Origin of the sequence: Pseudomonas hunanensis (assembly GCF_013393325.1) — a bacterium.
Classification (GTDB): Bacteria; Pseudomonadota; Gammaproteobacteria; order Pseudomonadales; family Pseudomonadaceae; genus Aquipseudomonas; species Aquipseudomonas putida_P.
Genome location: NZ_QJRC01000095.1, coordinates 1 through 12,665, shown reverse-complemented (window position 1 = coordinate 12,665; position 12,665 = coordinate 1). Strand labels below are relative to the sequence as shown.

At 61.2% G+C, this 12,665-nt stretch carries 11 protein-coding genes; 5 read left to right on the top strand and 6 right to left on the bottom strand.

Going from position 1 to position 12,665, the window contains the following annotated elements; translation table 11 throughout:
• Positions 1-26 precede the first annotated feature (26 nt).
• Positions 27-431 (bottom strand): RNA polymerase-binding protein DksA, encoded by a 405-nt coding sequence (gene dksA, locus DM807_RS16740; RefSeq protein WP_012272235.1) that lies wholly within the window; start codon positions 429-431, stop codon positions 27-29.
• Positions 432-821: 390 nt separating this feature from the next.
• Between dksA and DM807_RS16735 the strand changes: the two genes are divergently transcribed.
• Positions 822-1,259: a DUF4440 domain-containing protein gene (locus DM807_RS16735; protein ID WP_060515278.1), complete on the top strand. Its 438-nt coding sequence runs from the start codon at positions 822-824 to the stop codon at positions 1,257-1,259.
• Here DM807_RS16735 and DM807_RS16730 read toward each other — a convergent pair.
• From DM807_RS16730 to DM807_RS16720, 3 genes are all read right to left on the bottom strand, one after another.
• Positions 1,238-1,879: a dTMP kinase gene (locus tag DM807_RS16730; RefSeq protein ID WP_060494149.1), complete on the bottom strand. Its 642-nt coding sequence runs from the start codon at positions 1,877-1,879 to the stop codon at positions 1,238-1,240. The genes DM807_RS16735 and DM807_RS16730 overlap by 22 nt on opposite strands.
• Before the next feature lie 115 nt (positions 1,880-1,994).
• Entirely contained in the window at positions 1,995-3,098 is a 1,104-nt protein-coding gene (locus DM807_RS16725) for a P1 family peptidase (RefSeq protein ID WP_179027855.1), read from the bottom strand.
• A 12-nt stretch (positions 3,099-3,110) separates the two neighbouring features.
• Positions 3,111-4,475, bottom strand: coding sequence for an APC family permease (locus tag DM807_RS16720; protein WP_060494150.1), 1,365 nt, complete (start codon positions 4,473-4,475; stop codon positions 3,111-3,113).
• Between the two features lie 195 nt (positions 4,476-4,670).
• Between DM807_RS16720 and DM807_RS16715 the strand changes: the two genes are divergently transcribed.
• Positions 4,671-5,462: a helix-turn-helix transcriptional regulator gene (locus DM807_RS16715; protein ID WP_060494151.1), complete on the top strand. Its 792-nt coding sequence runs from the start codon at positions 4,671-4,673 to the stop codon at positions 5,460-5,462.
• Between the two features lies 1 nt (position 5,463).
• Here DM807_RS16715 and DM807_RS16710 read toward each other — a convergent pair whose 3' ends face one another.
• Positions 5,464-6,252 carry a helix-turn-helix transcriptional regulator gene (locus DM807_RS16710; protein WP_012272229.1) on the bottom strand — a complete coding sequence of 263 codons (789 nt, stop codon included), beginning with the start codon at positions 6,250-6,252 and terminating at the stop codon, positions 5,464-5,466.
• 161 nt (positions 6,253-6,413) lie between these two features.
• Here DM807_RS16710 and DM807_RS16705 point away from each other — a divergent pair, with 161 nt between their 5' ends.
• The 3 genes from DM807_RS16705 (at position 6,414) to DM807_RS16695 (ending at position 11,358) form a co-directional block, all read left to right on the top strand.
• Entirely contained in the window at positions 6,414-7,235 is an 822-nt protein-coding gene (locus tag DM807_RS16705; protein WP_179027576.1) for a carbon-nitrogen hydrolase family protein, read from the top strand.
• 97 nt (positions 7,236-7,332) lie between these two features.
• Entirely contained in the window at positions 7,333-8,655 is a 1,323-nt protein-coding gene (locus DM807_RS16700; RefSeq protein ID WP_179027575.1) for an APC family permease, read from the top strand.
• A 159-nt stretch (positions 8,656-8,814) separates the two neighbouring features.
• Positions 8,815-11,358 (top strand): HWE histidine kinase domain-containing protein, encoded by a 2,544-nt coding sequence (locus DM807_RS16695; protein ID WP_179027574.1) that lies wholly within the window; start codon positions 8,815-8,817, stop codon positions 11,356-11,358.
• Positions 11,359-11,498: 140 nt separating this feature from the next.
• Here the strand turns inward: DM807_RS16695 and DM807_RS16690 are convergent.
• Positions 11,499-12,665 (bottom strand): acetolactate synthase large subunit (locus tag DM807_RS16690; protein WP_179027573.1); only part of this gene is annotated, 1,167 nt, incomplete at its 5' end.

Genomic DNA, 12,665 nt, shown 5'->3' with positions numbered 1-12,665 from the left:
TGAACACTTAGATCAGGCTGAGCGCCTCAGTCATCGCGTATGTGCCGCTCCCTGCGCTCTTGCCGCTCCTTGGCCTCAATGCTCAGCGTCGCTGTTGGCCGCAGCAGCAAGCGTTTCAGGCCGATGGGCTCGCCAGTGTCCTTGCACCACCCGTATTCGCCCCGAGCAAGGCGCTGGAGGGCTTCGTCGATCTTGTCCAGCAGCTTCTTTTCCCGCTCGAGCAGGCGCAACTGCCATTGCCGTTGCTCCTCCACAGTGCCCAGGTCGGAAGGGTCACTGCTTGGCTCGAATGTGCGCATGAGTTCGAACTCGCTGGAGATTCGCGCTTGTAACACTGTGCGCTGCGACAGCAGCAGGTCACGGAAGAATGCCTGCTGCGAGGCATCCATATAGGCCTGTGCAGGCATGCGAAGCAGCTCCTGTTCGTTCATCGCTATCACTCCCGCGTCAGGTTCAAAAGAGTCAGCGCCGCTGTGCATTGAATGCCAGTGGCAACCCTTGACAGTGTTCGTTCAACACAACGCCGAAAGTGCATGCAGCACCAGCGGCAACCTCCGATGCTGCTGGCGATTTTCTCGATGCGTGCGCAGGTAACCCGGACGTCTGCATCGAAAACCTTGCCTTCGTTCACCAAGCGGGCATTCCTGACAAGGATTCGGCTAATGCATGAGCCTTCTTGTGGTTCCTGCTCACCACGAGCTGTTCGCACTTGAGGGACATGATCTGAAACTTGTCTCGATAATGTTATGTTATAACACATTATCTCATCCCGGCATGAACATGCCACCCATCCCTTTTGAACCTTATGTGAGCAAGCCCCCATGAGCGCTACGCCTACCGCAGCCCAGAACATTGAACCCTATGCCGACACCGAACTGGCCTGCCTGGCGGGTGCCAAGGCGGCGCTTTATCGGTGGGCTGCAACGGTAGCCACGCGTGACGTGGACCAAGTGCTGGCACTGTATGCGCCAGACGCCATTCTGGTGCCGACCTTGTCCAACCAGGTGCGCGATTGTGATGACAGCCGACGCAACTACTTCGACAACTTCCTGGCCAATGATGGGCTGGTGTGTGACGTTCAGGTGTTCAAGAAGCGCGTCAGCCGCAAGCTCGGCACCGTGGTGGTCGGCGGGCTCTACACCTTCGTCTACCGCAATGGCGGTGAGCAGCACGTGGTGCCGGCAAGGTTTTTGTTCACCTTTGAACGCATTGATGGGCAATGGCTGATCACAGGCCATCACTCATCGGTCGAGGCTTGAGTCCATTTCGTTCGCAGTACTCGATCAATCTCGCCAACCAGTTGCCGTGTGGCCGCCTCGATCGTCCCTTCATTGCGGCACAGCACCCAGCCGTGCGCTGCAACCGCCCGCTCGAACGCCTCGGTACAGGCCACCTGCTCATCCAGGTTGTGGATAACCGTGCTGCCCAGCCCGCGCGTGCGGGCCGCAGCCCTTGCCCATGAAGTTTCTGGGGCGGTGACAACCCCGACATGCAAATCTGGCACTTGCACGCTTCGTTCAAGGTTCAGGCGCAAGATATGGTCAAACGGCACAGTGCGGCGGAACGCAGCGTCAGAGGGGTACCAGCGATCAATCAGGATGATGCTGTCAGCTGGCTGCCTGGGCAGTACATGTCGGGAAATCCACGCACGGCTTGCAGCAAAGCGTTCGCACACCCTGAACTCCAGGTCCTGGCAAGGGCTTCTGGCGAGCTGGTTGACCAGGGCCATGGTTTCGCGCCGGTAGGGGTCGTTGTTTCTTTCGCAAAGACGAATCACCTTTTTTCCTTCCACCCTCAGGGCCTGGGTAACGGCTTCCAGCAGCGTGGTCTTGCCGGTGCCCTTGGGCCCATCGATGGAAACAAATAGCGGGCGGTTCATCTTTCAATACCTGTTGGCTCAGGCGCGGGATGAGACCACCGATCACCGCCTGCATACAAGCAATTATCGAAAGGAGAACATCTGTACTCCCCAGGTTTACGCACTTCCCCAAGTATCAACCTTGAGCCTTCCAGCCCACTTGTTCGAGGGCCATCAGCAAGCGTGCACCCTCAAGGCCAGGCACCTCTCGTCCATCTCCTGCCAGCATCGACCTGCCTGCCAGGATCGCGTTGACAATGGCTTCCTCCACGGCCTCGGCCGCCGCGGCGAACAGCGGCGAAATATGGTCGTTGTTGACCATCGCCACTTGCGCGGTCACCGGCAGATCGCGGCGGTTGTAATCGGCAGGCGCCAGCCCGGTGTTCCCCGTCGAGAAGGCCAGGAAGATGTCGCCACTGGAGTCATCGGTGCCGCCCCCGGTGCGGGCAATGCCCAGCGCAGCACGTTGCGCCAGGCGTTGACATTGATGTGGCAGCAACGGTGCATCGGTGGCCAATACCACCACGATCGAGCCCATGCCAGGGGTGTCCTGCTGGTCAAATGGCGAAGGGAGGCCAAGCAACACCCGGCCCACGGGATAGCCATCCACCCGCAACTCACGACGCTGGCCATGATTGGCCTGAACGAAGGCGCCCACCGTCCAGCCACCCTGCTCTGCCAGCAACACCCGTGACGCCGTACCAATCCCGCCTTTGAACTCATGGCAGATCATCCCGGTGCCGCCGCCTACGCCACCCTCGGCCACCGGCCCGCTGCATGCTGCCCCCAGCGCTTGCTGAACCAGGTCCGCGTTGACATGCTGGCCCCAGATGTCGTTCAACACGCCGTCGTAGGTCTCCATCACCACCGGCATGCACCAGTAGGTCGATGCGTCCGCCAGGGTCGCATGCTCGTGGGCGATCAGCGCGTCGCGCACCACCCCAACGCTGTGCGTGTTGGTGGTGGCAAGGGCGGTCGTCAACAGGCCCGCTTCACGAATCCACTCCAGGCCTGTGGCATCGCCATTGCCGTTCAATACATGGCAGCCGGCAAAACAAGGCTGATGGCGCGCCGGGCCTTCGCGGGGCTCGATGACACTGACACCGGTACGCACAGGTTTTCCGTCATGGGTCGTGTTCAGGGTGGCGTGGCCAACCCGTACACCCGGTACATCGGTGATTGCGTTGTACGGGCCCGGTTGGCCAAGGCCCAGCGTGATACCGAAGTCGCGTGCTCGCATCATGTCTCTCGCTCAAAGTTTCTGAAACGCCGGGCTCAACCTGCCATATGTGCCATACAGCAACATGGAGGTAAGCAGAAGCCCGACAATGATGAAGATGTCCCGGGCCGAAGCCGCACTCAGCAGGGTCGTCAGCAGGTAACCGGCACCGGTCACGGCAGCCAGTGCCGGCAACGGCCACAGCGGCATGCGGTACGGGTGCTCGCGATCACGGCGCAGTACCCGGCTGAACAGTGCGCACAACCCCACGACCAGGTACACACAGAGGATCAGCAGTACGGTGAAAGACGTGAGTTCTGCCAGGTTGGAGCTGAAGGTCAGGGCCGTGGAAGGCACGGCAAGGAACAGCGTGGCCAACCACGGCGACTCCCACTTGGGATGAATGCGGGTGAATGTACGGTTCAGGGCCGGCATCCACAACGCATCCCGCCCGCTGCTGTAGATCACCCGCCCACTCTGGATCACCAGGGCGATGATGGCGTTGAACACCGACAGGAAAATCCCGCCACTCACCAGGCGCGACAGCGTTTCGTTGCCATGCGCCGTCAGCAGGTAGCCAATCGGGTCCGGGCTGGCCAGCATCGCCTCCAGCGAGGGCGCGCCGATCAGCAGTGCCAGCAGCGGGATCACTTCGATGGCCACCACCAGCACCAGTGACCACAGCACCGCCTTGGGGATGCCACGCCCGCCGCACTTCATGTCTTCTGCCAGCAACACTGCGCCGCCAAAACCATTGAAGGAAAACAACGCCGTGCCGACCGCACCAATCACCAGCGCCCAGGGCGCCGCATGCAGTATCCCGTTATCGAGCACCAGTGGGCTGACCAGGCTGGTGAGCGGTTGCTGGGCATGGCCGAAGCCCAGCACCACGATCACCATCAGCGCCGCTACCTCAAGCAACAGGCAGATGCCGGTAACCCATGCGTTCAACTTTATATTGAGGATACCCAGCAGATACCCCAGGGCGACAATCACCAGGGCCACCGCCTGCCCATCAAGCTGGGAGCCCAGCGCCGCATTCAAGTACGTGGCAGCCCCGGTTGCCAGTACCGGTGGAATGAACACCAGCATCGCCAGCACGGTAAGAAAGGTGGCGTAACCGGCCATGCCGCCAAATACCCGTTTGGCAAACACGTACTCTCCCCCGGCAGCACTGTGGGCGCGCCCCAGTTCGGCATAGCAAAGTGCAAACATCAGCGCCAGCACGCCACCGAGCATGAAGGCCCAGATCACCCCGGTACCTGCTTGGGCGATGGCAAATGGCGCGATGACGAAGACCGAGCTGGCGGGGGTGACCGAAGATACGGTGATGGCGACGACATCAGCGACGCTCAGCGTCGGTTTCAGTTTCGAGAGGGGTGCACTACAGGACGTCATTTGTTCATCCTCACGTTGTTGTTAGTGTCAGGAGGCAGAACCAGGAAACGAAACATGGCGAGCTCGACGGCCCGCTTGATGGGGATGAAATCTATGCGCCAGCACCCAGTCGGACAATTCCCACTAAGGGGTACCCCCGGTTGACAGCTGTGGCAAAGCGAGCGCCAATGCCCTACCGCTTTCAGGGACGCCGTCGTGGACATTCTCTTTCATGAAGTTGCCGCTCATACCGCGTTGGCCAGAGCGATCGAGCAGATTGGCAGCCCGCGCTTCTGGCGCCAGCTGATCCTGGTGCTACGCCACTGGGTGCCGTTCGACAACGCACTGGCGATTCACTTCGCGGCCCATGGCGCGCCCCAGGTGCTTGAGGAATACGACGCCGCGCCAGCGCCGGCCGCAGGTGAGCTGTACCTGGACGGCCTGTACCTGCTGGACCCTTTCTACCAGGCCGCCCGCGAAGGCTTGGCCAGTGGTTGCTACCACCTGGAAGAAGTGGCCCCGGACCATTTCTGGCAAACGGACTATTACCAGAACTACTTCCAGGACCATGTGCTGGTGGACGAAATCCAGTTTCTGTTGCAGTTGCCGGACGGGGTGTTGTCACTGTCGCTGGGCATGCGCCGCGCTTTCGATGCAACGGAACTGGGCAAGTTCAACCTGGTCAGTGCCTGGGTGCTGGCCCTGCTTCAGCAGCACTGGGCGCGTAGCGACATCTCGGTGCCCGTGCGGCCACCGGTTGGCGATGCCTTGGCCAGGTTTGCCCAAGGCCTGTTGTCCGAGCGCGAGCTGGAAATTGCCCGCCTGATACTGCGCGGCTACTCGTCGAAGGCGATGGCGCAACGGCTGGGGATCTCGCCGGAGACCATCAAGGTGCACCGGCGCCACCTGTACGCGAAGCTGAACATCTCATCCCACCCGGAACTGTTTTCGATGTTCATCCGTGAGCTGGGGTTCACCGATGAACGCGCGGAGCCTACATCACCTTGAGTCAACCCAGCTGGGCCTGAAGAAACAGCGAAAACAACTCCGATTGCGACTTGATCCCCAGCTTGCTGTACATATGCTTGCGGTGCACCTTTACGGTTTCGACAGAGATTTCCAGCTTGCGCGCAATCTCCTTGCTCGAACAGCCGCTGAGCATCAGCCGGCCCACTTCCAGCTCACGTCCGGTCAGCGGCGACTGCATCTGCTCAACCTTCTCCTCCATGCGGCTTTGCCAGTGCGGCGCAGGCTTGGTGGCCGCCTCCAGCAACTCTCGCTCGAAAGCCATGCGCTGGCGCATCAGGCCAGACACCCAAGGCCGCAACAGTTCCAGCAGGGTGACCTGTTCAAGGGTGAAACGGCGTTTGCAGCCAAGTGAAAGGCAAAGCGTGCGTTGCGCATCCAGTTGCACGTTGAACTGAATTTCATCCGCTACCACGTTGAGGCGAAAGTAGCGCTGGTAGTAATCGGTCTGCTCGAAGCACTCGGGGGCGACGTCCGCCAGCCGCACCAGGCCAGATGCCGCAGCTTCGCGGCTGGCCACATAGAAGGGGTCCAGCAGGTACAGGCCGTTCAAGTAATCCTGGAACAGCGGATCAGGGTTGCCGTCCTCGCTGGGGCATTCGGCAAACACCTGCGGTTGCCCCGCCGAAAACAGCAGCGCGACCCAACTGTCGCAGGGCACGTATTCGTTCAACAGCCGCACCAGGGCAGGCCAGAAATGCGCTTTATCGAGCGTTTCGATCAGTTGGCCCACCGCTCGGTGCCAGGCAATGTCGTGCAGCGTAAAATTCATCCTCTACCCCTGCAGGGTTACCACGTGGGCGTAATACCCCCAGCGTGATCACCACCCCATAATCCGGGCTAGCTTACGCTGACCGAACCTTTACCGGGGTCGTTTTTTACGCCCCATGCCGCTTGCGCATGGTGGTTGAAGCAGACAGTCGAGGAATCCACATGAAGGTCGAACTGGTGCAACTGGCCGGTCGCGATGGCGACACCGCACACAATTTGCAGCGTACCATCGAGGCAATCAACAACTGCCACGCAGGTACCGACCTGCTGGTGTTTCCCGAAACCCAGCTGACAGGCTTCCCTACCGAAGACAACATTGGCCAGGTCGCCGAAACGCTCGATGGCCCGAGCATCACGGCCATTCAGCAGGCAGCCTGTGCGCGGGATGTTGCTGTAGTGGTGGGCATGGCCGAAGCCGCCGTCGACGGCAACTTCTACAACACCACCGTGCTGGTCACGCCGGAGGGCGTCGCCCTCAGCTACCGCAAGACCCACCTGTGGGCATCGGACTCCGGCGTGTTCACCCCAGGGGATCGCTATGCCACCACCCTGTTCAAAGGCGTGCGTGTCGGTTTGCTGATCTGCTTCGACATCGAATTCCCCGAATCCGCCCGCGCCCTGGGCCAGCTCGGCGCCGAGCTGATCATCGTCACCAACGGCAACATGGACCCGTATGGCCCAACTCACAAAACCGCCATCAGCGCACGTGCCATGGAAAACCAGGCCTTCGCGGTCATGGTCAACCGGGTCGGTGACGGTGATGGCGGCCTGGTCTTTGCCGGTGGCAGTGCCGTGGTCGACCCCTACGGCCAGTTGCTATGCGAAGCGGGCCGTGGCGAGTGCCGCATGACCGTCGAGCTGGCCATGGAGCAACTGCAACAAGCACGGCGCGACTACAGCTACATCGCCCAGCGCCGTATTCGCCTGCCAGGTGAACTGCTCGAGCATGAAAACGGCCTGCGCGAATTGATCATCCCCGCCTGATACTCCGCCATTCAAGCCCCCTCACGGGCAAGCAAGGCCGCCAAGAACGGCAGCACGTTCGACTCTGAATAACAATCACAAGCTGGAGCAAGCAGTAATGGCCACACTCAAGCGAACACTTTCGCTGGGTTCGGTGGTGCTTTTCGGCATCGCCTACATGACCCCGATCATCGTCCTTGGTACCTTTGGCATTCTGGCGGATACCACCGCAGGGATGGTGCCCGCAGCCTACCTTGCGGCCGCCATCGCCATGCTGTTCACCGCCTTGAGCTATGGCAACATGGCGCGCGCCTTCCCGGTTGCCGGGTCCGCCTATACCTACGTACGCAAGTCGATCAGCCCGCAACTGGGCTTCATCACCGGTTGGGCGGTGCTGCTCGACTACCTGTTCCTGCCCATGGCGATCTGGCTGATTGGTGCCGCCTACCTGCACTCGGCTTTCCCCAGTGTGCCGCAGGCCATCTGGGTTCTGGCGTTCATCGCTGTGACCACCACCATCAATGTGATTGGCCTGCGCCTGGCGAAAACCGTAAACGGCCTGCTGATGCTCATTCAGCTTCTGGTGCTGGCGGCGTTTGTCGCCCTCGCCGTGCACTACGTGTGGGGTGATCCCACGGTACCGCTATGGACCCTCGAGCCCTTTTACAACGAAGGTGCCCAGTTGCCGCTGATCATGAGCGGTGCCGCGATCGCCTGTTACTCCTTCCTCGGCTTCGATGCCGTCAGTACTCTGACTGAAGAGACCAAGGAGCCACGCAAGAACATCCCAAGGGCCATCCTGCTGATCACCCTGATTGGCGGCGGTCTGTTCATCGCCTGCAGCTACTTCGTGCAGCTGGCCCACCCGTCTACCGACTTCATCAACGCAGATGCGGCAGCCTATGAAATCGCCCAGAACATCGGCGGCGACCTGTTCGTGAGCGTTTTCCTGCTGGGGCTGATCGTTGGCCAGTTCACCTCTGGCCTGTCGGCTCAAGCCAGCGCCTCCCGGCTGCTGTATGCAATGGGCCGTGACGGTGTGTTGCCCAAGTCGTTCTTTGGCAAGCTGAGCGAGCGCTTCAGCACACCAGTGCCCAGTATCATCCTGTGCGGGGTCGTCGCCCTGCTCGCCTTGCGCATGGATGTGACCACGTCCACTTCGTTCATCAACTTCGGCGCCTTCCTGGCCTTCAGCCTGGTCAACCTGGCGGTCATCTTCCATTACTGGCTGGCCATGGGGCAACGCGGCGGCACAGCCGTACTTCTATACTTGGCATTCCCACTGGTGGGCTTGGTGTCCAACGTGTGGCTGATGGCAAGCCTGGATCACCTGGCAATCTACCTGGGGCTGGGATGGTTGTGCCTGGGCATGCTTTACCTGACCGCAATTACCCGCGGTTTCAGCAAGCAGCCACCCGAGATGCATTTCGAAGAAGCGTAGTGAATCACGTAGCAGGTAAGGGGCCGGAGCATGCAAACCTCTCGGCCTTGCTTGCAAGCGCGCTTTCACCTGCCGTGCCCAAATGCGGCAATGCCTGCTAGTCTGACGGACGATGGAGGCCGTGCTGGCTGCCTCCCCTTTAGCCACAGGCACCGGCCAATGACCTTCAACCCCCAAGTAAACCTGACCAACTGCGACCGCGAGCCCATCCAGACGCCCGGCAGCATCCAACCCCACGGCTGCCTGCTGGCCTGTGATGCATCGGCGACCGTGGTCCTGCGCCATTCAGTCAACGCCCCGGATGTGCTTGGCATAACAGGCGATATCAACGGCCAGAAGCTGCAAGCGGTGCTAGGGGACGAGGTAGCCCACACCTTGCGCAACGCGTTGGCCCGTACTCGCGAAGCCTCGCGCCCTGCACTCAGCTTCAGCGTTAGGCTGCCTAACGGCCAGGCTTTCGATGTCGCCGCCCACCTGTTCAAAGGCACTGCGATCCTGGAGTTCGAACCGGCCGGCGCCAGCATCGCCGAGCCTATTGAACTGGCGCGAACCCTGATTGCCCAGCTGCGCGAAATCGACCAAACCAGCAAATTGTTCCGCGACGCCGCCCGCTTTGTCCGGGCAGTGCTTGGCTATGACCGGGTGATGATCTACCAGCTAGGCACCGACGGTGCCGGCAAGGTGGTCGCAGAGGCCAGGCGCAGCGACCTCGAAAGCTTCATGGGCCAGTACTTTCCCGCGTCCGACATCCCGCAGCAGGCCCGTGCGCTTTATCTGCGCAACCCGATCCGGGTCATTTCCGACGCCCAGTTCAAAACGGTGGCCATCGAACCTGTCCTCGATCCGTCAGGCGAACCGCTCGACCTGTCCTACGCGCACCTGCGCAGCGTGTCGCCGATCCATTGCGAGTACCTGTGCAACATGGGCGTGGGCGCCTCGATGTCGATATCGGTGATCGTCAACGGCGAACTGTGGGGAATGATCGCCTGCCACCACTATGCACCCCGCACCCTGGCCATGGGGCAGCGGGTAGCCGCGGAGATGTTCGGCGAGTTCTTCTCCCTGCACATCGAGACCTTGCGCAGCCGGCAGAAGCTCGAAGCTGCCGTGCAGGTTCACAAAGCGCTGGACAGCATGCTGCGCGACGCCAACCAGACCGCTGACATCGATACGTTCTTCCACGCACGCCTGCCACGGTTGATGTCGCTGATCCCCTGCGATGGCATCGGCATGTCGCTACAAGGCCGCTGGTCAACCGTCGGCCTGGCGCCGCCTAAAACGGCCGTCCCCGATTTGCTGCGCCTGGCAGACATGGTCAGCGAAGGCCGGACCTGGGCGTCCAACCGTCTGTCGATGGTATTACCTTCAGCCCAGGCATACTTTACCGAAGTATCGGGCGTCCTGATCATCCCGATGTCGCAGCAGCCGAGGGATTACCTGATCTTCTTCCGCAAGGAGGTGGTCGAGACGCTCGACTGGGCCGGGGACCCGAACAAGACCTACGACAGCGGCTTGCTGGGCGACCGCCTGACACCCCGCAAAAGCTTTGCCATCTGGAAAGAAACCGTTCACCAGCAGTCGCTGCCCTGGACCGAACAGGACCGCCAGTTTGGCGACTCCATCCGTACCGCCATCGTCGAAGTGGTGCTGTACAACAGCGAACTACTGGCCAGCGAGCGCACGAAGGCGGAAGTGCGCCAGCGCATCCTCAACGAAGAACTCAATCATCGGGTCAAGAACATTCTGTCGTTGATCGGCGCTCTGGTTGCCCACCCGACCTCGGAAAGCCAGACACTGCAGGACTACGTGGCGACACTGAAGGGGCGCATCCAGGCGTTGTCTCTCGCTCACGATCAAGTGGTACGTGGTGATGGTGGCGGGCGACTGGCCAAGCTGCTGGAGGCAGAGCTTTCACCCTACCGCACCGCCGCTGGGGTGATCGAGCTGCAGGGCCCGAATGTTACCCTTGATGCCCGCGCCTATTCGGTCATGGCTTTGGTGCTGCACGAGCTGGCAACCAATGCCGCCAAATACGGCGCGCTGTCGCGGGCTGGCGGCAAGCTTGCAGTGAGCTGGGCCATCGACGCTACCAACGCCTGCGCCATCAGTTGGCGTGAAAGCGGCGGGCCAACGGTTCGGCCACCTACCCGCAATGGCTTTGGCTCGGTGCTGATCGACCGCAGTATCCCGTTCGACCTTGGCGGCACGAGCGCGGTGGAGTATCACGCCGAAGGCCTGCAAGGGTTGTTCAAGATTCCTGCAATGCACCTTTCCGTGGCCGAGGCTGCCGAACCCGCGAGCCTGGCTGCGCCCATCGCACGTGCCAAGGATATCTTCGCAGCGCAAACAGGGCTGAGTGTGCTGATCCTCGAAGACCAGCTGGTGATCGCGATTGGCCTGGAACAGATTCTCAACGATGCGCAGATCAAGGACGTGATCACCGCCAGCTCCGAAGATGAAGCCTTGCGCTTGATTGCCAGTCGCACACCGGATGCCGCGATATTGGATGTCAACCTGGGCACTGGCACATCCATTTCTGTGGCCGATGAACTGGTGCGTCGGCAGATTCCGTTCCTGTTCGCCACCGGCTATGGCGACAGCATCAGCATTCCCGAGCACCTGCAGCACGTGCCCGTCACACGCAAGCCCTATGACGCCAATGCCATTCTGGCCAGCTTGAAACGGTTGCTCGATCTGGGCTGAATGGTTGTAGCAGCCTCGTGCTGCGAAAAGGCCCGTACGGCTGACAGTGATGTGTCGGCTATACGGGCCTCTTCGCAGCACAAGGCTGTTACAACAAGGGCACGGCGCCAGCCATGAAGTGGCGCCAGCCCTGTCAGGCGTTATACCGCCAGCGCGCGCTCACGCAACTCGCTGTTGAGGATGCGGTCGTTCTCGCTGTAGTCGACCGGGCAGTCGATCACGTGCACGCCTGGGGTCTTGATGCAGTGTTCCAGCAGCGGCAGCAGGCCTTCGGCGCTTTCCACGCGGTGGCCATTGGCACCATAGGCTTCGGCGTATTTGACGAAGTCCGGGTTGCCGTAGTCCAGGCCGAAATCGGTGAAGCCCATGTTGGCCTGCTTCCAGCGGATCATGCCATAGCCGTCGTCACGCAGGATCACCACGGTGATGTGCATGCCCAGACGTACCGCAGTTTCCAGCTCCTGGCTGTTCATCATGAAGCCACCGTCACCGCACACCGAAATCACCGGGCGGTCCGGGTGCACCAGGTGCGCGGCCATCGCCGATGGCAAGCCGGCGCCCATGGTCGCCAGGGCGTTGTCCAGCAGCACGGTGTTGGGCTTGTGCGCCTTGTAGTTACGGGCGAACCAGATCTTGTAGATGCCGTTGTCCAGGGCAACGATGCCTTCGGACGGCAGTACACGACGGATGTCGGCCACCAGGCGCTGCGGGTAGACCGGGAAGCGGTTATCGTCGGCACCTTCGGCGATCTGTGCTTCGTTGGCTTCACGAATGGCCATCAGGCGGGTGAAGTCCCAGTGCGACGTGTCGTTCAGCGCTTCGCTGATCTGCCACACGGCGTTGGCAATGTCGCCGATCACTTCAACCTGCGGGAAGTACACGGCATCGACTTCAGCGGAGCGGAAGTTGATGTGAATGACCTCGGTGCCGCCACGGACCATGAAGAATGGCGGCTTCTCGATCACGTCGTGGCCGATGTTGATGATCAGGTCGGCCGCTTCGACGGCGCGGTGAACGAAGTCACCCGACGACAGCGCAGCGTTGCCCAGGAAGCGCGGGTGGCGCTCGTCGACCACACCCTTACCCATCTGGGTGGTGATGAACGGGATACCGGTTTTGTCGATCAGTTGCTTGAGGACCTTGGCGGTCATCTTGCGGTTGGCGCCTGCGCCGATCACCAGGATCGGGTTACGGGCGTTCAGCAGTTTCTCGACGGCTGCTTCGATGGCCACGTGCTCGGCCAGCGGGCGGCGGTGCAGGCTGCGCGGGATCGGCAGTGCATCAGTCTGCTCGGCGGCGATGTCTTC